The sequence below is a fragment of the Nostoc sp. 'Lobaria pulmonaria (5183) cyanobiont' genome, from assembly GCF_002949795.1.
Taxonomy (GTDB): Bacteria; Cyanobacteriota; Cyanobacteriia; order Cyanobacteriales; family Nostocaceae; genus Nostoc.
The window spans coordinates 2457227-2481550 of the sequence record NZ_CP026692.1 but is presented as its reverse complement, the minus strand read 5'-3'; the positions used below and the strand labels follow the sequence as shown (position 1 = coordinate 2481550).

At 42.1% G+C, this 24324-nt stretch carries 21 protein-coding genes and 1 tRNA gene; 12 read left to right on the top strand and 10 right to left on the bottom strand.

Going from position 1 to position 24324, the window contains the following annotated elements:
* Positions 1–234 precede the first annotated feature (234 nt).
* Genes NLP_RS34825 through NLP_RS10635 form a run of 3 tightly spaced genes read right to left on the bottom strand, consistent with a single transcriptional unit; the run spans position 235 to position 2061 of the window.
* The gene (locus NLP_RS34825) at positions 235–615 is read right to left on the bottom strand and encodes a HEAT repeat domain-containing protein (protein ID WP_234017274.1); all 381 of its coding nucleotides are present in this window, start codon (positions 613–615) and stop codon (positions 235–237) included.
* Positions 616–631: 16 nt separating this feature from the next.
* Positions 632–1639, bottom strand: coding sequence for a HEAT repeat domain-containing protein (locus tag NLP_RS10640; RefSeq protein ID WP_234017273.1), 1008 nt, complete (start codon positions 1637–1639; stop codon positions 632–634).
* Positions 1612–2061, bottom strand: a complete 450-nt coding sequence (locus NLP_RS10635) for a hypothetical protein (protein WP_104906384.1) — start codon at positions 2059–2061, stop codon at positions 1612–1614. Before NLP_RS10635 ends, NLP_RS10640 begins: the two co-directional genes overlap by 28 nt.
* Positions 2062–2332: 271 nt before the next feature.
* Here NLP_RS10635 and NLP_RS10630 point away from each other — a divergent pair, with 271 nt between their 5' ends.
* Positions 2333–3709 carry a dihydrolipoyl dehydrogenase family protein gene (locus NLP_RS10630; protein ID WP_104906383.1) on the top strand — a complete coding sequence of 459 codons (1377 nt, stop codon included), beginning with the start codon at positions 2333–2335 and terminating at the stop codon, positions 3707–3709.
* Positions 3710–4041: 332 nt separating this feature from the next.
* Here NLP_RS10630 and NLP_RS10625 read toward each other — a convergent pair whose 3' ends face one another.
* From NLP_RS10625 to alr, 7 genes are all read right to left on the bottom strand, one after another.
* Positions 4042–7065: a hybrid sensor histidine kinase/response regulator gene (locus NLP_RS10625; RefSeq protein WP_104906382.1), complete on the bottom strand. Its 3024-nt coding sequence runs from the start codon at positions 7063–7065 to the stop codon at positions 4042–4044.
* A gap of 258 nt (positions 7066–7323) precedes the next feature.
* The gene (locus tag NLP_RS10620) at positions 7324–10134 is read right to left on the bottom strand and encodes a methyl-accepting chemotaxis protein (RefSeq protein WP_104906381.1); all 2811 of its coding nucleotides are present in this window, start codon (positions 10132–10134) and stop codon (positions 7324–7326) included.
* Positions 10135–10196: 62 nt separating this feature from the next.
* On the bottom strand, positions 10197–10694 hold the full coding sequence (locus NLP_RS10615) for a chemotaxis protein CheW (RefSeq protein WP_104906380.1): 498 nt from the start codon (positions 10692–10694) through the stop codon (positions 10197–10199).
* Positions 10695–10698: 4 nt separating this feature from the next.
* A complete protein-coding gene (locus NLP_RS10610; RefSeq protein ID WP_069071198.1) occupies positions 10699–11076 on the bottom strand; it encodes a response regulator transcription factor in 378 nt (125 codons plus the stop codon).
* Between the two features lie 62 nt (positions 11077–11138).
* The gene (locus NLP_RS10605) at positions 11139–12206 is read right to left on the bottom strand and encodes a response regulator (RefSeq protein ID WP_104906379.1); all 1068 of its coding nucleotides are present in this window, start codon (positions 12204–12206) and stop codon (positions 11139–11141) included.
* Between the two features lie 881 nt (positions 12207–13087).
* Positions 13088–13169: transfer RNA gene (locus tag NLP_RS10600), tRNA-Leu, on the bottom strand.
* 168 nt (positions 13170–13337) lie between these two features.
* Complete coding sequence (gene alr, locus NLP_RS10595) at positions 13338–14525, bottom strand: alanine racemase (RefSeq protein ID WP_104906378.1); 1188 nt, start codon at positions 14523–14525, stop codon at positions 13338–13340.
* Between the two features lie 417 nt (positions 14526–14942).
* Between alr and NLP_RS10590 the strand changes: the two genes are divergently transcribed.
* The 11 genes from NLP_RS10590 to nuoK all read left to right on the top strand — a co-directional run bounded on the left by NLP_RS10590 (position 14943) and on the right by nuoK (position 24318).
* Positions 14943–15440, top strand: coding sequence for an HNH endonuclease (locus tag NLP_RS10590; protein WP_094349059.1), 498 nt, complete (start codon positions 14943–14945; stop codon positions 15438–15440).
* Between the two features lie 668 nt (positions 15441–16108).
* Positions 16109–17392 (top strand): DHH family phosphoesterase, encoded by a 1284-nt coding sequence (locus NLP_RS10585; RefSeq protein ID WP_104906377.1) that lies wholly within the window; start codon positions 16109–16111, stop codon positions 17390–17392.
* A 175-nt stretch (positions 17393–17567) separates the two neighbouring features.
* The gene (locus NLP_RS10580; protein ID WP_104906376.1) at positions 17568–18038 is read left to right on the top strand and encodes a DUF29 domain-containing protein; all 471 of its coding nucleotides are present in this window, start codon (positions 17568–17570) and stop codon (positions 18036–18038) included.
* Positions 18039–18180: 142 nt separating this feature from the next.
* Positions 18181–18828 (top strand): hypothetical protein, encoded by a 648-nt coding sequence (locus tag NLP_RS10575; RefSeq protein WP_104906375.1) that lies wholly within the window; start codon positions 18181–18183, stop codon positions 18826–18828.
* A 42-nt stretch (positions 18829–18870) separates the two neighbouring features.
* On the top strand, positions 18871–19071 hold the full coding sequence (locus tag NLP_RS10570; RefSeq protein WP_104906374.1) for a hypothetical protein: 201 nt from the start codon (positions 18871–18873) through the stop codon (positions 19069–19071).
* A gap of 302 nt (positions 19072–19373) precedes the next feature.
* Entirely contained in the window at positions 19374–19868 is a 495-nt protein-coding gene (gene sixA, locus NLP_RS10560; RefSeq protein ID WP_104906373.1) for a phosphohistidine phosphatase SixA, read from the top strand.
* Between the two features lie 108 nt (positions 19869–19976).
* Complete coding sequence (locus NLP_RS10555) at positions 19977–21113, top strand: citrate synthase (protein WP_104906372.1); 1137 nt, start codon at positions 19977–19979, stop codon at positions 21111–21113.
* A gap of 315 nt (positions 21114–21428) precedes the next feature.
* The gene (nuoH, locus tag NLP_RS10550; RefSeq protein WP_104906371.1) at positions 21429–22547 is read left to right on the top strand and encodes an NADH-quinone oxidoreductase subunit NuoH; all 1119 of its coding nucleotides are present in this window, start codon (positions 21429–21431) and stop codon (positions 22545–22547) included.
* A 110-nt stretch (positions 22548–22657) separates the two neighbouring features.
* A complete protein-coding gene (ndhI, locus tag NLP_RS10545; protein ID WP_104906370.1) occupies positions 22658–23242 on the top strand; it encodes an NAD(P)H-quinone oxidoreductase subunit I in 585 nt (194 codons plus the stop codon).
* A gap of 97 nt (positions 23243–23339) precedes the next feature.
* Positions 23340–23954, top strand: a complete 615-nt coding sequence (locus NLP_RS10540; RefSeq protein WP_104906369.1) for an NADH-quinone oxidoreductase subunit J — start codon at positions 23340–23342, stop codon at positions 23952–23954.
* 58 nt (positions 23955–24012) lie between these two features.
* Positions 24013–24318: an NADH-quinone oxidoreductase subunit NuoK gene (gene nuoK / locus NLP_RS10535; protein WP_006199065.1), complete on the top strand. Its 306-nt coding sequence runs from the start codon at positions 24013–24015 to the stop codon at positions 24316–24318.
* The last annotated feature ends 6 nt before the right edge of the window (positions 24319–24324 follow it).

Below are 24324 nucleotides of genomic sequence, written 5' to 3'. Positions count from 1 at the left end.
GTCGTTACCAACGGCTAAGCATTCGTAACGAAACAACTTGTGTTGGTAACGAACTTTAAGTTGTCTTTACTAACGGATAAGCGTTCTTAACGAAACAACTTGTGTTGGTAACAAACGACAAGCTGTAGTAACGACAATAACTTTATTCTGAACGTTTGCTTCTGTGTTGGTAACAAATAGCAAGCTGTTGTTACCACGCGAACTTCATTTATAACGTCGCTGCTGCAAAAGTATTTAAATTATTCTTGTGAAGAGGATTTTCTTTAAGCTTCGCATTGTACGAGTAGCAACATTATGCTGATGCCAAGCTTGATAGAAATCGGGGTAAGGCAAATTCTGGGCGCAATTCCAAATTACATTGTAGCAATGATAATCGAATCGCCAATAACCACTTAAAGCTTTGACTACCGCAAAGCGATCTTGATTATTATGTAAAATTTCGCTCAAGCTAGATGCTACCAGCATACAGGTGATGTAATCCTTGATATTTGATTGCAACAGTTGTACCAAAGCTGCGATCGCAATTTTATTGCCAGGGTCGATTTTTCCTAAGCTTTTTGCTGCCTGGCTACGGGTGTAGAAATCCACATCTGGTGATTGTAGGAGTTGTAGCAAGGCTGCGATCGCTTTTTCATTGCCTGTGCCTATTTCTTCCTAAGTTTGATACTGCTTGCCTAAGGATGGAGTTAGACACATCATTTGATTGCAGCAGTTGTACCAAGGCTGCGATCGCAATTTTATTGTCAGGATCAATAATCCCTAAGCTTTCTGCTACTTGTATACGTATGTCATAATCAACATCTGGTGATTGCAACAGTTCTACCAAAGCTGCGATCGCCATTTCATTGCCAGGGTCGATTTTGTCTAAGCTATATGCTGCCTGCCTACGTGTGTCGGAATCCACACTATTTAATTGCAGCAGTTGCACTAAGGCTGCGATCGTCATTTCATTACCAGGGTCGATTTTTCCTAAACTTTCTGCTGCCTGCCTACGGGTAGAGTTAGACACATCTTTTGATTGCAACAGTTGCACTAAGGCTGCGATCGCAATTTTATTGCCAGGATTGATAATCTCTAAGCTTTCTGCTACCTGTATACGACTGGAGTCAGACATATCTTTTGATTGCAACAACTGCACTAAGGCTGCAATTGCAATTTTATTGCCAGGGTCGATTTTTCCTAAACTTTCTGCTGCCTGCCTACGAGTGCGGCGATCCAGATCAGGTGATTGCAGCAGTTGTACCAAGGCTATGATTGCCTTTTCATTACCTGTGCCGATTTTTCCTAAGCTTTCTGCTGCCTCCATACAGGTGTAGTTATGCACATCTTTGGATTGCAGCAGTTGTACTAAGGCTGCGATCGCCATTTCATTGCCTGTGCCTATTTTTCCTAAGCTATAGGCTGCATTACTATGGTTGTTCTTATCCACATCATTTGATTGCAGCAGTTGTACTAAGGCAGCAATCGCCATTTGATTGCCTGTGCCTATTTCCCCTAAGCTATAGGCTGCATTACTATGGTTGTTCTTATCCACATCATTTGATTGCAGCAGTTGTACTAAGGCAGCAATCGCCATTTGATTGCCTGTGCCTATTTCCACTAAACTTTTTTCTACCTGCCAACGGATGTGGACAGGCACATCAGGGCAACCATTGCACCTTTCTCTGCTTTTATTTCCTCTGCTAATTTTGCAAACTTGTTAATAACTGAGGGCTGTGACTTGATTTCATCTGCTAATTTTTGAATTTCCTTAGCATTCTCAGACTGGTCATTCTTAACTGCTGCTTCCACTTCTACAACAGCTTGAGCAATTTCTGGGTCTGTGTCTGCGGCTGCTTTTAGTTCCAGCACTGCTTGACCATAATCTAATCGCTGCGGTTCATTTCCCTCAACAGTACTAGTGAGTAATGGCGATTTATTCTTCTGGCGGAGTAATCCGATTAACTTACCACCTAGCGTCCATGTAGCATCACCAATGTTTTCGCCGATTTTCTCCTGTGCTTTAGTCCAAAGCGTAGTTGCGATCGCAGTAGCAACAGCCGTCAGTGTCACAGTTACCATAAATTCACTACAAATTGAATTGATATAGAAATTTCTCGGCTCAATACCTTTTCCAATTTTTCACAGAGAATATCACGAATACCACGCACAACCTGATAAGTTGAATTTTAACTCAAATAATTTGAGTGGTTTGACTGGAATCAGGGTTGAAGAATAAGAACACCTAATTGGAACCCAAGAAATCCTCGAATGATCAATCAGACTATCATCAACTCGTAATAATTCAGCACCCAGGAGTCAGAAGTCAGAATTTATAAGGAGTTTAGCACTGATGGAAACAGCAGATGTCATTGTAATCGGCAGTGGTCAAGGAGGCATTCCACTGGCGGCTGATTTTGCCAATGAGGGGCGTAAGGTTGTCTTGTTTGAGCGGGATGCTTTAGGCGGCAGTTGCATCAACTATGGCTGCACTCCGTCTAAAGCGTTCTTAGCTGCGGCTCATGCAGCAGGGCGGGCGCGCCAGGGCAAGAAGTTAGGCATCCACACGGAGGTGAAAATAGATTTTCCCGCTGTTATGGAGCGAGTTCGGGGAATCCGCAGCAGCTTTAATCAGGGGATTCGCAAGCGATTGGAGACTGCGGGTGTCAAAGTCATTTGTGCCGAAGCTTCTTTTGTGGGTGAACGGACGGTCAAAGGTGGGGATGTTACCCTTCAGGCTCCTCTGGTAATCATTAACACAGGCACGTCATCGCTGATTCCTGATATTCCCGGACTTGCAGGAACTCCCTACCTGACCAACCGCAACTTCTTTGACTTGAACACCTTACCAGCCCGTTTATTGGTGATTGGAGGCGGCTATATTGGCTTGGAATTGGGACAAGGACTAGCGCGTTTGGGCAGTCAGACCAACTTAATTGTGCGGGGCGATCGCGTCCTCGATCGGGAAGAGGCTGATGTCAGCAAGGTCTTAGCAGAAGCATTAAAACAGGATGGGATTAAGCTCCACTTTGGAGTCAATGTGAATCACGTCGCCCACGAGAGTAACGTATTTAGGCTGACCCTGAGCAGTGGCGAACAACTCCAAGGAGAAGCGTTGCTGGTTGTGATTGGACGGAAACCTAATACAAGTCGATTAAATGCAGCCGCCAGCAAAATTGAGCTAGACGATCGAGGGTTTATCAAAATTGATGAGCAGTTCCATACTACCTGTTCTGGAGTCTATGCGATCGGGGATGCTGCCAAACAGCCTGCCTTTACGCACGTCTCGTGGGAGGACTATCGCCGCTTAAAAGCAATTTTGTGTGGAGAAAACCGGACACGGAGCGATCGCGTCCTTGGCTATGCGATCTACACAGAACCCCAAGTGGGGCGAGTGGGTATGACGTTAGAACAGGCTCAGAAACAAGGCATCAACGCGCGTGCTGTCACATTACCCATGAGCCAAATTGCGCGTGCGATCGAGTGGGGGCATGACCTCGGATTTTATCGCATGGTGATCGACAGCGACACAGACAAAATCCTGGGAGCAACCCTGGTGGGGTACGAAACTGCTGAACTGGTGCATGTATTTTTATCCCTGATCGAAGCAGGAGCAACTTGGCAGTTGTTAGAGCGATCGGTTCACATCCATCCCAGCTATGGTGAAGCTTTACCCAGTCTGGCACGATTGCTGCTTGGAGATAACATGCCAGGGTGTCCGAATATGTGAAGAGGTTTTATTGAAAGCGACGGGAAACTCCATCCTGCAAGTGGCGTGGAGAAGGATAGTCGCCCCGTCGCTTGGGCCAAACAGGGCATTGGTAACTTCTTCCCCATGTTCAAAAACTCCATCCCGCAAGTGGTGTGGAGTTTTTTATTGATTGTCCTTTCTTTGCATCCTTTGCGGTAGCCTGCGGCAACCCCTTCAGGTGACGCTCGTACCTCGCTAACGCTACGCTAACAGCAGTCGCTCATGGGAGAAACCCCCTTGGCGCTAGCCTCTGCCTTTGGCGTAACGCACCCTACGAAAATATCTGAAACCTAATTATGAATTATCAATTTTTAATTAGAAGCTACCTTTTCTGCCACATTACGAATTATCTCCTCCAGCGTTTGGAGTAATTCTTGCTCGTTATAAGGTTTAGAAAAGTAAGCCCGTGCCCCCAATTGCATAGCTAGTTGCCGATGTTTATTGCTGCTACGAGAAGTCAGCATCGCCACAGGAATATTTTTTGTATCAACATCTGAATTTATCTTACCTAAAAAGCCATAACCATCAAGGCGAGGCATTTCAATATCGCAAATTACCGCCTCAACTCTCAATCCACTATGGAGTTTTTCTAAGGCATCTTGACCATCTTTAGCTTGCTCTACCTGATACCCTCCTTTTTCAAGGGTCAGGGCTAAAAAGCGGCGGACATTAATTGAATCATCTACGATTAAAATTGTACCTTTCTGCTTAATAGATGCTGCTGATATTTTGTCTTCATCAAATATTAAGAACGGTGTTTTTAACCTTGCTGATGGTAATTGAGTGCCTCTGGAAGTCCGCGGATTGGTAGCAATCCAATACAGCAACTCATTCACATTAACTAGTGGCACAACTCGACCATCACCGAGAATTGTGCAGTTGCTGAAGCCTTCAGGTAAAGGTATATTCCCTTCAACTTGGCGAATCGCAACTTCTTGTTCGCCCCAGCAACGATCTATTTGGATTGCAACTGGCTGATTATTACCTTTGACTACTAACACACTGTTAGTACTAATGGCTGCCGGAATTTCCAACTCTGGGTTATTGTAGTGTAGGCAATTAAACTCTAAATAACGAATTAAGCGAATCAGTGGCAGCATGGTTCCTTGCCAATTTAAAACTTCGCTACCAGCCATCTCGAAAACTCGCTCGTCTTGCAGTAAAGATATTTCTGAAATGACATCTGTAGGAAATGCTAATAGAATTTTGTTGATTTCTACCAGCAGAACTCGGGCAACGGAAAGTGTAAAGGGTACTGAGAGGGTGAAGGTAGTACCAACTCCTGGTTCTGTATCAACTTTCACATCTCCTCGAATCAATTTGAGGTTGTTGCGAACCACATCCATACCGACACCGCGACCAGATAATGCTGTGACTTGCTCGGAGGTGGTAAAACCTGGTTCAAAAATTAGTGATAATAGTTCTTCATCACTAGCATTAGCGACTAAAGAAACATCCAATCCCATAGCTAGAGCGCGGGTGCGAATTTTCTCCAGAGAAATGCCCCAACCATCATCACGGATAGTAATGATGGTGCGGTTACTGCGGTGAGTAGCTGTAATTTCAATCAATCCTTGTTCTGGTTTACCCAAAAGGCGACGCGTAGTAGAGTCTTCAATCCCATGATCGAAAGCATTCCTTAATAGGTGCATTAAAGGTTCGTTCAAAGCTTCTAAAATGCTGCGTTCAATTAAAGTGTTGCCACCTTCAATTTTTAACTGAACATTTTTCCCATGCTCGACATTTAAATCGCGTAAAGCTCTCGGAAAACGTTCCACTAAATCGGATAGCGGTCGCATTCGGATGTGATTTAGCTTTGTCTGTAATTGTTTCGATGTTTTGTTTAATTTCCGAGCAATATGGTCTGTATCATCTACACTGAGTTGCACATCTGTTGTAACTTCCTGTACCTGAACAATGGTTTCCATAACTTCCTGCGATCGCAGGTTTAATTCGTTATAGCGATCCATTTCTAAGGCATCAAATTCTGTGTTTGTACCTTGTACTTGGTGGCCATTCCCAGCTTGCATCTGTGCCCCATTCGACATAGTAGCTTGAGTGGAAATTTTGTCGGAGACTATACGTAATTCCTGGTTTTCGCGGTCGAGAACTTGGACTCGCTGGTTGAGGTTACGAACGAGTTTGCGTAATCTTTCTAGTTGTGAGTTTAACCCATTGCGCTGAACAATCAGTTCGCCAAATAAATCATTAATTTGCTCTAGTTGTTTGCTAGGAACTCGGACGCTATTTTCATGAATTTCTCGTTCTTTACCAACGGCAGCTGGCTCTCCTTTGCCTTCGCTAAATTTGGACTCTGAAGTATTATCTTCTCTAGCAAATATTGTATTGTACTCGGTGACATTGACAGCATTTAGCTCATCGGCAAATTCTGCATCTATAAATGTAAAATTAGCTGCGATTGCTTCATCTTTAGTCCAAGTTTCTGGAGTGATCTCTGCTTGCCAAACAGCTGTTGACACTACTTCTGTGTCAATGACATCTGTGGGGAAAAGCTGTGGTATCACTTCTGCGGGTAATAGTGGCTGAAATTGCGTAGAACTACTCAAGTCAATTTCTGTAGGCAAGTTATCTAACTGATTCGTCAGCACCAAAGCTTGCGATCGCCGCCATGCTTGCAATGCTAACTGGGCAATTTCGGGAATGCGAGAGCTACTAGCAGTTTCCAATAGCTGCGTTACTGACTCACAAAGTTTGCTAAAAGCTGGTAGCTGGAGCATTTCCCCTAAACCACCTAATTCAGCTGCCAGAATCGCAATTTCTTCATGCAATCCAGCTTGTTCGCTATCTGCCAATATAGATTCTAGACGCTGCAAACACTCTTCTACTTCTGTGGCAAATAGCAAAGGGATAACGTCTTGTCCATCCTCTGGGGATAGCATGGTTGAGGCATCCTCAGGGGTGGGGTCGCCCAAGCGATCGTGCAACTCATCAAAAATTGGGTAACAAAAAGTTGCTAACCACTGGTCTTCAACAACATTCCCTTCTGCAAGCAATTCTACAATTTGACGCAGCCAGTCAACTCCAGATAGCAATAAACTTTGCAACTGAGTATCAATTTCTAAAGAATTTTTTTTAGTTTTTAAAACTTTAAAGGAATCTTCTAGACGGTGTGATAAATCACTTAGCGATTTAAATCCCATCATCGCTGCACCACCTTTAATAGAATGAGTAGCCCGGAGTGCAGCATTGATTTTATCCAAATCGATACGGTTACTAGTATCAATTTCTAGCAAGACCCCTTCTAAGGTATTTAAGTAATCTGTTGCTTCTTCCAGAAACTGCATCTGGATTTCTAGTTCTTTGTCTTGTAGCATGGTTTTTGTCCTTAGTCATTGGTCATTGGTCATTGGTCATTGGTCATTAGTCATTAGTCATTAGTCATTGGTCTTAGTAAAAGGACAAAGGACAAATAACGACGGACAAATAACAAAAGTCATTAGTCATTGGTCATTGGTCATTAGTAAAAGGACAAAGGACAAATGACAACAGACAAATAACAAAAGTCATTGATCATTGGTCATTAGTAAAAGGACAAAGGACAAAGGACAAATGACAAATGACAAATGACAAACTTAACTAACTTTGAAAGCCTCGACAGTCTCTTGCAACTGCTGGGAAATGTCCACAGTTTGTTGCAGAGATTGGGAAACTTGGTGAGAAGAATCGCTGGTGCGTTGTGATATAGCAGCGATATCTTTCATCAATTGGCTAACACTTTGCGATGTTTCCACCTGAGATGCAGTTGCAGTAGAAATCGACTGCACTAAGGAGTCAATTTGACACGATACATCCAAAATTTGACTTAGACTTTGTTTCGCCTCCTCTACAATTCGAGTACCTTCTACCACTTGGGTAGTGCCTATTTCCATTGCTTGCACCACTTCACTGGTTTCTCGTTGGATATTTTCAACAATTTGCTCAATTTCTTGGGTTGCTGCGGCACTCCTGACTGCTAATTCGCCGACTTCTTCAGCCACTACGGCAAAACCTTGACCTTCTTCACCCGCACGTGCTGCTTCAATACCGGCGTTGATAGCAAGCAAGTTGGTTTGAATCGCGATTTGGTTAATCAAGGAAACTACGCGAGAAATTTGTTGCGAAGACTCTCCCAAACGTTTCACTTTCTTGGCAGTTTCACCCACTGTTTCCCGCAAAGAGAGGATATTTTGTACTGTCAAATCCATCGCGTGTCCGCTATTGGTGGCGGTATGAGCAGCATGGTTAGCAATGAAGGCAGCTTTTTCGGCACTTTCGGCTACAGCTTTCATTGATTGGGTCATTTGGTCAACAGCATCAAGGGTGTGGTTGATTTCGGCAGCTTGGGTGAGTGCTTCCTCTGCTAGGTGGCGGATGGCTCCTTCGTTAGAGCCAATGGCACTATTTACATGGATAGCAGCTTGTTTAACTTGGGTAACAATATCCCGGAGGCTTTCGACAATGGAGTTGAAAAAGTCGGCAACAGTGCCGATTTCTCCAGCAGTTACGTCTGCACGCACTGTCAAGTCGCCTCTAGCTGCACCTTCTACGTCGTTGAGTAGTTGTAAAAGTTGTTGTTGCAGTATTCCGTCTGACTCAGTTACATTTACATTTCTGACTTTTTCTATCTCTTCTAATAACTTGGCTTGTTCTAAGGCATAGCCGACTTGAGTTGCTATCTGTTGAAACAAGTCAATTTCCGGCTGTTGCCAAACACGAGGAGTTTCGCAATGATGAGCTATTAACAAGCCTAAAAGTTTTTCTTGGGCAAGAATTGGTACGATTAAATAACCTTTGACAGCAAATTTTTCCAACAGTTGGATGTAACCGTCGGCGTTTTTCAGACTTTGGTCTTGATGAATATTGGCAACTGCTTGCACCTGTCCATTGCGATCGCTTTCTAGATAATGTTTCCGGAAATAGGAGTGATCAATTTGCACTCCCAGCATTTCCGGCCAATTACCAGTTACCGATTCCGCAACGACAACGCCAGCCAAAGTAACTGGATTCAGACTATAAATGATTACCCGGTCTGTTTTTAACGCTCGCTGAACTTCTTTGACTGTTGCGTGATAAATATCTTCAGTTTTGAGAATTCTCCGAATCCGTAGGGTAATATCTGCTAGTAATTTTGCCCCTTCAACGTCAAATTCTTGTTGCTGTTCCTTAACTAAGACCTGCAATTGTTCAGCCATTAGGTTGATATTTGCACTCAATACCCCTAATTCGTCTTCTCTTTCGATTTGCAGACGGGTATTAAATTTACCTTGACCTAACTTTGCTAATGCCGCAGTTGCATTGAGAATTGGCTGTGTAGTCAGTTTAGCTAACCGAGATGCGATCGCACCCACAATCAATGCTGTGACTGCTGTGCCGATGGCTATAGTCCACAATAATTGTCTTTGTGGTTCAAATACAGTTGCGGTATCTGTGGATAAAAGTACCTGCCAGTTTAAATTTGGTAAGCCATCTAACTTACTGGCTGGTACGTAGCTGACTAGTTCTTGTTTTTTGTGAGTTTTGGGAACTTCTATAAAACTATTTACCTTTTTGGCTGCTAACAGTTTAGGTAAATTAGAATACTCTCCCTTGGCCTGTTTCCCCAATAATTCCTTTTGAGGACTTAAGAAAACTGTTCCCGAAGCATCGAGCAAATGGTATTGTTGTCCGTTGGCTACGTAATTTTTGATGACTTCCTCTAAAGATTTTCCGGGCATACGTGCTTGTACCATACCAATGGTTTGGCCCGTCTTTGTCTCTTTCACAGGTGCGGCTAGATAAATACTTACGACACCAGTATTTTTTGCTGCTTCCGGTTTGCTGATGATAGGAGTATCTTTTTGTAAAGCGTCTTGAAAATAGGTACGGTCTTTTTGATTTTCCAGGGGTTCACCTGTGGACTGGACAATCAAGTTACCTTGGCGATCGAAAACAGCAATACTGTCATAAGCTTTGTAGGCTTCGGCAACCCGATCTAAGACTGCTTGCTTTTCCTGAGTACTAATACTAGCTTGAGAATTTGTCAAAAATGGCAAGCTTGATATTACCTGAATATCTCCATAGCGTCCCAGCATAAAGCGGTTAACTTTATCACTTAAGCCAGTGGCTTCGGCTTGTTGAGATTGGGTAATTTGCTTAGTAATAGATTTGTTGGCAAAACCAAAAGCGATCGCACCGATGCCCAATACTGGTATTGTACCGATTGCGATCGCTAAAATAGTCGCTTTCTTAACCAATCCCAGCCTTGTAAAATAGGCAATACCCTGATTTAAAGAAGAATTATTAGCAGTTTCAGTAGTCAGCTTAGTTGGTAGCTTTACTACAGTCCCAATGCCTTTCTGGGATGAAATCAGTGATGCTCGATTTTGAGCGCCATTACCTTGATTCGTATTGGTTTTATTAAACATAAAAGTTGCTCTCCTAAGTATGTGAATAAGAACACTAAAAATCTTTTTTTTAGTAGTACACTCTAATCACTGCGGAGAATAGAAGACTGCACAATTGCCTGTGCATCTAATACCAGTAATATTTCTTTTTGTTGCACAACGCACCCACATAAATAGGGAACTAAACTGGATGCCACTTGTCCGATAGGAGAATGAATATCATCAACTATGAACTTGGTTGTACCTTTTATTTCTTGTACAACTAAGCCCAACACTAATGATTCCAGTTGAATAACGATTACATTGTACTGTCGCAGTCGATAATCTAGGGATTCTAAATTGAGCATTCTTGGTAAATCAACTACCCAAATTATCCGACTCCGCCAATTCATTAATCCTAATATGCAGGATGGCATATTGGGCATTGACGTAATAGATTCAACAGGCACAAGAATTGCTTCTTGCGTATGCCTCATTGATAAAACAGCAGTAGTTTGTTGATTTAGCTGAAATTTCAGATAACCATCTGCTAAATTATTTGGGATTGGTTTTGAAGAAAGAGTAATGTTTGTACTAGTCATTGATTCAAATTACCACTGATTTAATAGTACGTAGGAGATGTTCGCGGGTGTAAGGTTTAGTTATATAGGCATCTGCACCTTGTCTCATCGCCCACAAACGGTCAATTTCTTGATTTTTGGAACTACAAACCACAATCGGCACTTTTGCAGTAATCGGATTTCTTCTTAGAGAACGACACAATTCAAATCCACTCATTTCTGGCATTACTACATCAGTAACGATCGCATCTGGTTTTTCTAACACAGCTTTTTCTAAACCCTCTTTTGCACCACTTGCTTTAATTACGTTGTAACCACTTTCTTTGAGATAATGGCTCATTAATTCTAATTCGCTGGGAGAATCTTCTACAATCAAAATTGTGCCAAGCAAAGTCAGGCTCACTATCAAATCTCCTAAAAAAATAAATTAAACATATTGTGTTATTTTTATTTGCCTTATTTCAATCAACCAAGATGCTTAAAAACCATTTTTAGCAATTCTGACTGTGTAAAAGGCTTAGTCAAATATCCTGACGATCTGACCATTTTAGCTTTTGCCCTGTCGATAAATCCCGTTCTACCAGTCACCATAACGATTGGTGTATTTTTAAAAGTTGAATGTTTTCGTAATAAGGAACATAGCTCGTAGCCATCTAAACTTGGCATTTCAACATCTAGCAAAATCAAATCGGGCTTACTCCGCAGAATTTGCATTAAAGCTTTTACTGGATCGTTGATCGTTACAACTGAAAATGCGTTTTCATCCAAAAAGTGCTTGATGGAATTCAAAACTGTTTGGCTATCATCAATGCAGGCAATTGTATATAGTTTTTTGCCAACAGGTAGCTGAGTAGTTTTATTATTATCAGAAATATCAAAATTGATTGGGATTGGCAATTTTTGCCCAATCTTTATTTGCAACTGTGGCTGAACTTGAGAAGGTTGTGTTGAAGAAAAAACTTGAGAACTCCCACCAGCCGGAATTGATGACTGAATATTTTGCCGATTTCGTAACTGCTTTTGACAGTGTTCAACAAGTAACCGTAAATCCAGATGACAGAACTTTGGTAGTTCATCTAAAGAGCTTTCTGGACTGAATTCATAGCTACCTTCTTTTAAACACAGAAATGATTCCATTACTTCTTTTGCTAATTCATCTATCAGGCTTCCTGCTTGCACAGACGTAATATAGTCCTGATTTACTAACCAACAAATAGCTTGGTAATCCGCATTTGGTATTAATTGATGTTCATTCTTCGTCTCAAACATCAGCCGTATCTGTACGCGAGTAGCGCTGTTGAGAGTAGGAATTTGCTGACTGAAGCGCCGTAAGTGACTGTCAAGGCGCTCAAATAGTTTATCTGAATAGGAGGCATAAGTAAGTTTACCGTCCTCTAGATAGATTGACCAAGAAACTAGCCCGGTAAATACGCTTAAGGAACCCGTAGCACGCCGACTAGTTAATTGTGCCAACAGAGATAGCGGATGTAGTTTCTGGAACAACCTGTAGCTACCTATAGGAGTTGTGCTCATTTTGCTTTTACTCCAGCTAAATTCGATACGTGTAAGCTAAATTCGTGTAGAGTTATTCCACAATTAAAATCAATTAAAAAGCATTAAACTTTTGTGTTTGAAAGTACATCAGTTTACATCTAGGTTTGTGGTGAAACTCAATGGGAGTAGCGTTATTTTCAGATAAGCAAATCTTAGTAAATTCGTAAATTGTGATTAATCTACTTAGTATTACTGAGATTTATCAACATCTTTCGAGAAATAAGACATAAAAATGTCAAGACTAGATGAAGCCACTTTCCATTGAGTAACCCCCATCTGACCACAGGAATAATACTGATTTTGTTGATGGTAATATATTTGAACTTCTGTATTTACACTTAATAAATATCTAGTTTTTAAACAATCAAGGACGAGATGAAGCCAGCTTGCATTGAGTAGCTTCATCTTTGCATCAGTAATAATACTGTTTTCATTAGAGCAATAAATGTATGTTTTATTATTTACATTTAAAAATGTAGATTAAGCAGAATGTAAAACTTATCTTTTGTAAGGTGTTTTACCGCCGAGAGTACTGCACGGAAAATACTCGGAATGGTACGTTATGCCCTTAACAGCTCATACCTACGAAAATTGTCAGTTATTAAATCCACTAGAATTTATGCACTTTTACACATTGGCTATCATCTGGAGAACAGACTTTTTAAGCTAAAAGTCTTGCTCTGCCTCGTTCACAGGCATAGCCTATCACAAACATCTTTTCAAATATCCTCTTATATTTGAAGCTATGCTGGCGAAACATATTTTTATTTAAGCGATATTTAAATAGGCTGGTACTTATACTTGAAGTTTTAACTCAAGTATAATTACCAGCCTATATAAGGCAATTTGATTTATCAAAATGCGGATGAAAGGACTTGAACCTTCACTCCTTTCGGAACTAGAACCTAAATCTAGCGCGTCTGCCAATTCCGCCACATCCGCATCAGTTTACTATCATACCATAAAAATTATTTTTGGGAATAGGAAGTGGACAATGACGGAGCAGAGCAAAAGTTGCAGTAAGTCTTCTTCCAATACCCAATGCCAATACTTCGACTTACCTCGGCTTTGCTCGGCACGAGTCGCTCAGTACAAGTGCCCAATACCCAATTACATAACTGCAATACGAGGCAGACGATGCTTGAATCCACAGAGAATTTCCCAAGAAATAGTGTTTAATTGTTTTGCCCAGTTGTCCGCTGAAATTTGTTCTTTTCCCTGTTCCCCTAATAAGGTGACTACTTCTCCTTCTTGGATATTGGGTATGGCACTCACATCCAGCATCAACTGATCCATTGTAATTGTCCCAATTTGCGACACCCGCTGACCGCGAATTAACGCCTGCATTTTGTTGGAAAGACTGCGGGGAACACCGTCAGCATAGCCAATTCCCACGACGGCGAGGCGAAGTTCACGTGGGGCAATAAATTGATGGCCGTAGCTAACAGCAGTTCCTGCGGCAATTGTTTTGACTTGGGTAACTCGTGCCTTAAGTTCCAAAACAGGCTTGAGGTCGATTGCATTTTGTAAATGCGGTGCTGGATATAATCCGTAAACAGCTAAACCTACACGTACCATGTCGTAGTGCAGTGCTGGATTTGTGAGTGCAGCAGCTGAGTTTGCCAAGTGCAAACAGGGTACTTGAATTCCCATTGCTTTGATTTGAGCGATCGCTTCCTCAAATCGTTTATGCTGTTCTTCCATTGCCGTGGTATCTGGATCGTCTGCTGTCGCCAAATGAGAATAAATACTGGCAATGTTAAGATGTGGTAAGCGCTGCACTAATTGCACAAATTCGCCAGCTTGCTGCCAATTAGTTCCCAACCTCGACATTCCCGTGTCTAATTTAATGTGTACGGGCACTGGAGAACCATGATTCATCGATTCTAAGGTATCAGAAAATACTAAAGCTTGTTTAGGGCTACAGAGTGTGGGCTGAAGTTTCCATTGGGCGATCGCATGAATCTGCTCTAGTGTATGAGTTGCCCCTAAAATCAAAATGGGCGCTTGAATCCCGCCTTCTCTCAATTGAATAGCTTCTGGAACTGTAGCCACTCCCAGGCAACTAGCTCCTGATTGGATGGCAATTTGAGCGACTGTTACCGCTCCATGTCCATAGGCATCAGCTTTTACTACTGCCATCAACTGGGTACGCGGCGATAAAAACTGCACCAATTGCTTTACATTGTACGACAAGGCCTCTAAATCAATTTCAACCCAAGCTCGTTGCGAAAACCACGCGTAGGTATCGCACTGCTGATTAGGAACTACACCAGGGATTTGTTTGCGACTTAACATTTGTACTGACTCCTATCCCGCCACGGCTAAACTTTCAAGTTATCTATCTATACACGCTCCTAAAAGCGAGATCAGATTAAATAGGAAGTTTAACCTTCAGATTGGAACTGATACAAGATGTTGCGGCGCTAAAGTAAAAGTTAAGAGTTATGAGTAAGAAGTTAGGAGTTAGAAGTAAATCTTACGGCTCAACTTTTCACTCCATTCTTCTCTACGAGACGCTGCGCGATTGTGTCAATCTACGTAAGCCTTGTCATAAAGTTATAAATTTTACTTCTTAACTCTTAACTCATAACTCATAACTCCTAACTCCTAACTCAATTTCCAAATTTTCCCGAAAGTATAATTTTTTCTCACCTCCCTAGCAGGGTGTATTTGTGTTAATATATTGTAAAACTCATACCCTGAGCGCAAATAATGGGGAAGGTTTTAGTCTTAAACGCCTCTTACGAACCTCTCAATATAACGAGTTGGCGTCGTGCTGTAGTTCTTTTAATCAAGGGCAAAGCAGAACGCGTGGAACACAATGGTAAATTTCTGTACACGGATTTCCCGTTGCCGACCGTAATTCGGTTGCGTCATTATGTACGCGTTCCTTATAAAGAAATCCCTCTAACTCGCCGAAATATATTGCACCGTGATGGTCATGCCTGTCAATACTGTGGTTACACAGGGGATGAGTTGACGCTAGACCATGTAATACCGCGATCGCGCGGTGGGGGCGATACTTGGGAGAATATTGTTACCGCTTGTGTCCGTTGCAATGTCAAAAAAGGCAGTCGGACTCCCCACGAAGCTCACATGCCTTTGCGTCATCCCCCACGCCAACCTTATAGTAGTCTTTATTTCGAGGTCAGCAAACATCTTAAGAGTGGACTACACACAGAGTGGCAAAAGTATGTTATAGGTCTTTGAGCAAAAAATTTAGAGGAGCAAAGGCAAAAGAAGAAATACCCTCTTTCTTTAAGACATAGCCAATAACTTTTAGTAGTTATGGAGTGTTAAAAAATTGGTGGCTATATAGCTGGCAACGAAGGCAATTGCATCAACTATCAAGCTTTCAACTTTGTTGTATGTATATAGAGTTTCCCCTTTGCTCTTTATCCCCACTGTCTTTTGGCTTTTCCATTGGACTTTACTCTAAATTCTTAGAATTTTCAAAGGGGATACGAAACACGCGTTGTTCATCAAAAATAATTGTTAATTGCTCAATAGTCACAATAATGAGAATATTAAGCATAAGAATATTTCAAAGATCAAGGACTAATCCTAAAGTATAAGATAGAGGGTAGACCCTAAGTTAGATAAAAATCACCCCGATTCAATTTACGAAAAAGAAAAAAACTCCTAAAACATATTTATGCTGCCAGATACAGCCCGATATCCTAAACTTCCTGACTGTATGCCCTTTAGTGGAAGTTAGTTGATTGTTAAGCGCTGTTACTGACAAGAAATATACTTAGATGTATAGTGCAATGTCTTGAGATTTTTGCGAAGATCGTAATTAATGTGGCTAAATTCAGTGAATTGCTGCTCGTAGTATTTCTGAATTAAAGGAGCCTCACACTTTAAAAAAGTTCCCTATGTACTTTAATTCTCCCGTTACTCAGTTTGAGAGTTTGTCATTGACCACAGAGCCAAACCCAGAGGAACCTGAAATCGAGAAAGCGCCAGTGGAAGTTGCATTTAAAAGTGCGTCATTACCGCCATCGGTAGGTGATGGGACTATATATCTCGGTCAGCGTAGTAATTCTCTGGCACAACAAAAGTCAGAAGAACTGCAAAAAACCCTGTTAGCACACCGACACGATCGCCAACTGGTCATTCTGCAAGATTTTCCTGACCCTGATGCCCTTTCCTGTGCCTGGGCTTACCAGTTAATTGCCCAGCAATATGATATCAAATGTGAAATCATTTATGCTGGCGCATTGAGCCATCAAGAAAATATTGCCTTGGTAAGGCTGACTAATTTACCTGTCCACCGGTGGACAACGCAAACCTTGAAAACAAAAGATTTGTCATCTTATCAAGGTTTTGTACTAATTGACAACCAGGGAACCACTTCACAACTACTGTCAGCGGTGCAGCAGGCTGGAATTCCTTTAGTGGTACTCATCGACCATCACAGTATCCAAGGCGATCTGCAATCAGAGTTTGAGGATATCCGTCCTTATGTAAGAGCGACGGCAACAATTTTTACTCAGTACCTCCAAACGGGATTATTAGCATTAGATAGCAGCATAAATCAACACGTAAAATGCGCTACTGCCTTGATGCATGGCTTGCGATCGGATACAAATCGGCTCATGCAAGCCCAAGAAGAAGATTTTATGGCAGCGGCGTATTTAAGCCGATTTTATGACGCTCAACTGCTAAACGCCATTTTACAGGCGAACCGTTCCAAGCGGGTAATGGATGTGATCGAGCGATCGCTCAAAAACCGCATCGTCCAAAATAACTTTTCCATTGCTGGTGTTGGTTACTTACGCTACGAAGACCGTGATGCCATCCCCCAAGCGGCTGATTTTCTCGTCACCGAAGAAAACGTCCACACCGCCGTAGTTTACGGCATTGTTCACGATGAAGACGAAGAATTAGAAATAGTCATTGGCTCCCTGAGAACCAGCAAACTCACCCTTGACCCTGATGAATTCATCAAAGAAGCCTTTGGACAAGATAGTGCAGGGCGCTTTTTCGGCGGTGGAAGGACAAGCGCAGGCGGCTTTGAAATTCCAATGGGCTTCTTGTCTGGCAGCAACGAAAATTCCGCTTATGCGAAAATGAAATGGGAAGTATTCGACGCTCAAATTAAGCAAAAACTGCTGAGGTTAGTTAACCCCAGAGACAACCCGATTCAGTCGGAGTAGAGAGATATCAAGGAGACGCGGAGAACTCCTAACCAATGCAGCAGTCAAGGTGTTTGGTCAGATAGCATCCCTTCCCGATTTTTGATAAAAGTCGGGAATTTGAGTTTTATGAAGAATGCTGAACTAAATCAAAGTTAACTTGCGCCTACCTATTTATTTGTGAAGAAGGAGCGCCATGAAGTCTATAAAACTCCAAATCTTACAAACTCTGTATGAGCAAGATTTTTATGCTTGGGTAGAGCAGACAGCAGAGCTTTTGCGATTGCACCACTGGGACACCCTGGATTTAGAACACTTAATTGAGGAAGTGGTGGACTTGGGTAAGAGTCAACAGCGGGCGTTGCAAAGTGCGTTGCGGTTAATCTTATCGCATTTGTTGAAGTGGAAGTATCAACCAGAACGTCGTAGTCACAGTTGGCAAGTGACCATTACCCGTGACCGACTGAATATAGATGAATTGCTGCAACAAAGTCCTAGCTTGCGGCATTTTTTAAATGATGCCGAGTGGATAAATACTACCTATCAAAGAGCGCGGCGAGAGGCAATGGTGGAAACAAGTTTATCAGAAAATAACTTTGCGATCGCCTGTCCCTTTTCTGTCGATGAGATTTTAGACTTAGACTTTTATCCTAACGCTGAGGAATAATCGTAATCTTATCTTGTGAGCGATCGCTGAAAAATTGCATCGTGCAAAACGCTCATTGTCTCAGCTTAGAGATTTAATAGTTTGACGTAGATATTATCTATGAATTACTATTAAGTAATTTAGGTATTTTTAGACTAAATAAATGAAGACTTATCAAGAACTAAACTTAAAATTCAAAAAAGTTACTGATGACGAAATTATTGAGATTTTTAAAAAATTTACTCAAGATTTTAATGACTGGAATTATCTCCAAAAAGAATCAGAAGAGCATATAAAGGAAACGAGTAAGCCTTCCTGTATCCTATTTTTAGATGAAAACCACCACAAACCATCATTTCTTATTACTAAGAGAAAAGATAAATTTTATTCAATTGTGAATATTTTTAATTCACAGTACGGTCATATACAAATGTTAGAGTACAATTTTTTATTAAGACGATTTAAAAAAGATTTTAATAATTTTATTAGTCTTGCTAGTTATAATATAATTTCTATCAAACTATCAAACGAAGATATTGGATTACATGAAATCATTACATCTCTAAAAGCAAGAGAATATTTTGAAAGATACTTGAGTCGATTTCCCTTAAGTTATCATACCAACGATATTGAACGGCTAGATTTTTTTATTTGTGCTGCTTCACGTTGTAAAAAAAAGATAAATACTGAGTTAATCGAGCAATATCTTGTTAAGGATCTAAACTGGCCTCAAGAAAATGCAAAGTGGTGTCGTAATAGAATTGACGTTGGATTAGAAATTTTGAAAGTAAATAAACAATACTATTCATAATATATTTAATTTAAAGAATGACAAGCTTGATTTACCTAAATTATGAGTACCCTAAAGGAAGTAAAACTCGCTGTTAGTCAACTTTCACCAGAGGATTTAGCTGCTTTTCGTGCCTGGTTTGCGGAATTCGATACAGCAGTCTGGGATAAACAGATTGAAAAGGATGTGGTTGCTGGTCGGTTAGATGTATTAGCAGAGAAAGCACTCAAACATCTCCGAGAAGGGCGTTGTACTGATCTGTGAAACATCGAGCAACCCCAGATTTTTGGTATTACTATCGCAAGTTACCAATTGATATCCAAGAGCTTATTAACCAATGTTACAAGTTTCTTCGGGAAGATCCCAAGTATCCATCATTGCATTTCAAAAAAGTTGGTCAGTTTTGATCAGTGCGTATTGGTATACATTATCGGGCGCTTGCAAGAAGATGATAATTTTGTATGGTTTTGGATTTGGTCACATCCAGAGTATGACAGATTGCTAAGTGGTGGATAGCGTTCTAACATTGCCTAAGAGCAGCCTAACTGACACTCATAATACAAAATATGGAACTATATTTAATTCGTCATGGCATCGCCGAAGACAAGGGATTAGGCATCAAGGATGAGGAGCGCAGTCTTACCAAAGAAGGAAGGCAAAAAACTGAGAAAGTTGCCCAGAAACTTGTTAAATTGGGTTTAAGTTTTGATTTGATTCTCACCAGCCCCTTAGTGCGTGCCCGCCAAACGGCTGAAATCCTTATAGCAGAAAAACTAAGCCCCCAGTTAGAGGAATCTAGCCACCTCGCCCACGATGGTCAAATTTCTAGTTGGCTCAAAGACTGGTTAGAGCGGAGAAATTATTCTCAAAATACCCAACTAGCACTGGTTGGACATGAACCTGATTTAACCAATTGGGCAGAAATTCTCCTGTGGGGAGAAGTCAAAGCAAGCTTAGTCTTGAAAAAAGCAGGTATGATTGGGATAAAACTACCAGAAACAGGATCTCCTCTGGGTCGCAGTCAAATGTTTTGGTTGACACCACCCAAGTACCTGCTATAACAGTTTTTCAACATTTTCGATTGTTGTTAGAACGGCTACTGTTATGGCGACAATAAATTTCTGGTAAGTTAGCTTGATCAGATATTTCAAAAAGCAAATGGTGTTGCCATGATGGTGTGCGAATACAAGCCTGGTCTAGAAGGCATTCCCGCCGCTCAATCAAGTATCAGCTATGTTGATGGGCAAAAGGGAATACTAGAATATCGTGGCATTCGGATTGAAGAACTAGCAGAAAAAAGTACATTCCTAGAAACTGCTTATCTTTTAATCTGGGGCGAACTTCCAAGCAAAGAAGAACTGGAAATATTTGAGCATGAAGTTCGTTACCACAGGCGGATAAAGTACCGCATTCGGGACATGATGAAATGCTTTCCAGAAAGCGGCCACCCAATGGATGCCTTGCAAGCTTCTGCTGCGGCTTTAGGCTTGTTTTATTCGCTCCGCGATTTACATAATCCTGTCTACATTCGAGACTCGGTGGTGCGCCTGATAGCAACCATTCCCACGATGGTGGCAGCGTTCCAACTGATGCGAAAAGGCAACGATCCGGTACGTCCCCGTGATGACTTAGACTACTCCGCCAACTTTCTATACATGCTCAATGAGCAAGAACCCGATCCTCTGATGGCGCGAGTTTTTGATATCTGCTTGATACTTCAGGTCGAGCATACAATGAATGCTTCCACTTTCAGTGCCAGGGTGACAGCTTCCACCTTGACTGATCCTTATGCTGTGGTTGCTAGTGCCGTCGGAACTTTGGGTGGGCCTCTGCATGGTGGAGCCAATGAAGAAGTAATTCAGATGTTGGAAAAAATTGGTTCTGTGGAAAATGTCCGTCCTTACATAGAGGACTGTCTGCAAAGTAAATCTAAGATTATGGGCTTTGGACATCGTGTTTATAAGGTGAAAGACCCACGAGCCACAATTTTACAAGCACTAGCAGAGCAATTGTTTGAAAAGTTTGGCCACGACAAGTTTTATGACATTGCTCAAGAAATGGAACGAGTAGTAGAGGAAAAACTCGGTAGCAAGGGGATTTATCCCAATATTGACTTTTATTCCGGTTTGGTGTATAGGAAGATGGGTATTCCTACAGACTTGTTTACGCCAATATTTGCGATCGCCCGCGTTGCAGGTTGGCTAGCCCACTGGAAAGAACAATTAGCAGAAAACCGGATTTTCCGTCCTACACAGGTTTACAACGGTCATCACGAAGTTACTTATACGCCCATTGACCAACGGTAAATGGGCATTGGGCATTGGGCATGAAGAAGAGACAAGGTAGACAAGGGAAAGATTTGTTCAATAATTTCCCCTTGTCTCCTTGTCCCCTTGTCCCCGCTGCTCCTCAATAGCCAATCTCAATGCCAACCATAAGTAGAAGTTCTCATCTCGCTTCAGGGTGCTCAAACCATCCAACGATATACTAGGCATGGGAATTGGCAACAAATCTTCAATCGGGCGTCATCACAGCAAAAATTAAAAATGGGTGAATTTACAGGTATTAATTTAACTAATAGTTGTAATTCACTATGACTCGATGTCTTAAAGAGCGGAAACATGAACTCAGGAATTGACCTCCAAGGAACTTTTATTGAATCCCTCCGGGATTTAGGTATACCAGCAGGAACAGCCAAAGCGATTTGGATGCCCCTGCCAATGATACTGATGCTAATTGGGGCAACAGTGGGGGTATTAGTTGCTACTTGGCTAGAACGGAAAATTTCCGCCTCCGCACAGCAGCGAATTGGGCCAGAATACCAGGGGCCTTTTGGGTTGCTGGTACCTGTAGCGGATGGTCTGAAGCTGGTATTTAAAGAAGATATAGTACCAGCCAAGTCTGACCCCTGGCTGTTTACCCTCGGCCCTATTATTGTTGTAATTCCGGTGTTTCTGTCGTTCCTGATTGTGCCTTTTGGACAGAATATCGTTATTAGCAATGTGGGCATGGGCGTATTCTTGTGGATTGCCTTGTCAAGTATTCAACCCATTGGCTTGCTGATGGCTGGCTACGCATCTAATAACAAATACTCCCTCTTAGGGGGCTTGCGGGCAGCAGCGCAATCTATTAGTTATGAAATTCCTTTGGCGCTGGCAGTGTTAGCGATCGCTATGATGTCTAACAGCCTCGACACCGTTGATATTGTCAATCAGCAATCTGGCTACGGCATTCTGGGCTGGAACATTTGGCGACAACCAGTTGGTTTTCTGATCTTTTGGATAGCTGCCCTAGCTGAATGCGAACGATTACCCTTTGACTTACCTGAAGCGGAAGAAGAAATCGTTGCCGGCTATCAGACTGAATACTCAGGTATGAAATTCGGTCTGTTCTACCTGGGTTCCTACGTTAACTTAATCCTTTCTTCCTTACTAGTAGCGATTCTCTACCTGGGTGGTTGGGACTTTCCCCTTCCCCTCAACCTGATCGCTGGTTGGCTAGGAGTCAGTGAAGTAAATCCCGTGTTCCAGATAATAACTGCGGCTTTGGGTATCACCATGACCGTCTTCAAAGCCTATTTACTAGTGTTTGTCGCCATCCTGTTGCGCTGGACAGTGCCACGGGTACGGATTGACCAACTGTTAGATTTAGGATGGAAGTTTTTGTTGCCAGTTGGTTTAGTTAATCTGCTATTAACCGCCGCCCTGAAACTAGCCTTTCCCTTCGCTTTTGGTGGTTAGTCATTAGTCATTAGCATACACAAATGACTAATGCACGAAAGACAAAGGACAAAGGACAAAGGACAAGGGACAAATAAGGCTGATAGCTTCAAAAGAGAGAGTGAAACACAATGCTAAAGTTCCTAAAACAAGTTGGTGATTACGCCAAAGAAACGGTACAAGCTGCGCGTTACATTGGTCAGGGGCTTTCTGTCACCTTCGACCACATGCGGCGGCGTCCAATTACTGTACAGTACCCTTACGAGAAACTAATTCTTGGCGAACGGTTTCGCGGTAGGATTCACTTTGAATTTGATAAGTGCATTGCCTGCGAAGTTTGCGTTCGCGTTTGTCCAATTAACCTGCCTGTAGTAGATTGGGAATTCGACAAAGCCAGCAAAAAGAAAAAACTCAACCACTACAGCATTGACTTTGGAGTTTGTATCTTTTGCGGTAATTGTGTGGAATTTTGCCCAACTAACTGTCTATCTATGACAGAAGAGTATGAGCTTTCCACTTACGATCGCCATGAATTGAACTACGACAACGTAGCGCTAGGTCGTCTGCCCTATAAGGTAACAGATGATCCAATGGTTACACCACTGCGCGAACTAGTTTACCTACCCAAAGGCGTCCTCGAACCCCACGGACTACCTGCGGATGCACCGCGTGCAGGTGCACGTCCAGAAGACTTGGTAGAACAAACAGAAAAATAAATGTCATTTGTCATTTGTCCATTGTCATTTGACCAATGACTAATGACCAATGACTAATGACCAATGACAATTGACAATTGACTAAGGACAAAAAACAGTGAATCTAGCAGAAGGAGTACAGCTTGTATCGCTTGGCATACTAGGCGTGATGATGATTGGGGCGGCCATTGGTGTGGTGCTGTTCTCCAACATCGTCTATTCTGCCTTTTTGCTGGGGGGTGTGTTCATCAGCATAGCGGGAATGTACCTGTTACTAAATGCTGATTTTGTTGCAGCTGCACAAATACTAATTTATGTTGGGGCGGTTAACGTGTTGATTTTGTTTGCCATTATGTTGGTGAACAAGCGGGAGAACTTTGTAGCATTTCCTAACTCATGGGTGCGTAAAGTACTTACGGGTGTAGTTAGTGTAGGATTGTTTGGTCTTTTAAGTACGATGGTTCTAGCTACTCCTTGGGCGTACTCAACTGCTCCTGTGGCGGGTGGTGAAAGTTCTATAGTTTTAATTGGAGAACATTTTTTCACTGACTTTTTACTGCCTTTTGAACTAGCTTCCATTTTGCTGCTGATAGCAATGGTAGGAGCAATTATTTTGGCACGCCGCGAGTATTTGCCAGACCTATTGACACCATCCCAACTGGGGCAAACTGTTTTGACTTTGCAAGAACGCCCTAGAGAACTAGTATCAACAACCAGTGAAACAAAAGAGTAATATTTGCGACCTGAGTCGCAGATAAACAGCCAGATTTTGAGGAGTAATACTTAGATTCATGCAACTCCAGTACTTTTTATTACTAGCAGCAGCTTTATTCTGCATCGGCATCTACGGTTTAATTACCAGCCGCAACGCTGTGCGGGTGCTGATGTCAATTGAGTTACTGCTCAATGCTGTTAATCTGAATTTAATGGCATTTTCCAACTTCCTCGACTCAACATTAATCAAGGGTCAGGTTTTCACAGTATTTGTGATTACCGTGGCCGCAGCCGAAGCGGCGGTGGGTTTAGCGATCGTGCTGGCCATTTATCGCAACCGCGATACCGTCGATATGGAGCAGTTTAATCTCCTGAAGTGGTAATTGTGC

Coding starts and splice junctions, on each gene's coding strand:
- NLP_RS10635 (WP_104906384.1), bottom strand. CDS start 2,061: ATGGTAACTGTGACACTGACGGCTGTTGCTACTGCGATCGCAACTACG.
- NLP_RS10630 (WP_104906383.1), top strand. CDS start 2,333: ATGGAAACAGCAGATGTCATTGTAATCGGCAGTGGTCAAGGAGGCATT.
- NLP_RS10625 (WP_104906382.1), bottom strand. CDS start 7,065: ATGCTACAAGACAAAGAACTAGAAATCCAGATGCAGTTTCTGGAAGAA.
- NLP_RS10620 (WP_104906381.1), bottom strand. CDS start 10,134: ATGTTTAATAAAACCAATACGAATCAAGGTAATGGCGCTCAAAATCGA.
- NLP_RS10615 (WP_104906380.1), bottom strand. CDS start 10,694: ATGACTAGTACAAACATTACTCTTTCTTCAAAACCAATCCCAAATAAT.
- NLP_RS10605 (WP_104906379.1), bottom strand. CDS start 12,206: ATGAGCACAACTCCTATAGGTAGCTACAGGTTGTTCCAGAAACTACAT.
- alr (WP_104906378.1), bottom strand. CDS start 14,525: ATGTTAAGTCGCAAACAAATCCCTGGTGTAGTTCCTAATCAGCAGTGC.
- NLP_RS10590 (WP_094349059.1), top strand. CDS start 14,943: ATGGGGAAGGTTTTAGTCTTAAACGCCTCTTACGAACCTCTCAATATA.
- NLP_RS10585 (WP_104906377.1), top strand. CDS start 16,109: ATGTACTTTAATTCTCCCGTTACTCAGTTTGAGAGTTTGTCATTGACC.
- NLP_RS10580 (WP_104906376.1), top strand. CDS start 17,568: ATGAAGTCTATAAAACTCCAAATCTTACAAACTCTGTATGAGCAAGAT.
- NLP_RS10575 (WP_104906375.1), top strand. CDS start 18,181: ATGAAGACTTATCAAGAACTAAACTTAAAATTCAAAAAAGTTACTGAT.
- NLP_RS10570 (WP_104906374.1), top strand. CDS start 18,871: ATGAGTACCCTAAAGGAAGTAAAACTCGCTGTTAGTCAACTTTCACCA.
- sixA (WP_104906373.1), top strand. CDS start 19,374: ATGGAACTATATTTAATTCGTCATGGCATCGCCGAAGACAAGGGATTA.
- NLP_RS10555 (WP_104906372.1), top strand. CDS start 19,977: ATGATGGTGTGCGAATACAAGCCTGGTCTAGAAGGCATTCCCGCCGCT.
- nuoH (WP_104906371.1), top strand. CDS start 21,429: ATGAACTCAGGAATTGACCTCCAAGGAACTTTTATTGAATCCCTCCGG.
- ndhI (WP_104906370.1), top strand. CDS start 22,658: ATGCTAAAGTTCCTAAAACAAGTTGGTGATTACGCCAAAGAAACGGTA.
- nuoK (WP_006199065.1), top strand. CDS start 24,013: ATGCAACTCCAGTACTTTTTATTACTAGCAGCAGCTTTATTCTGCATC.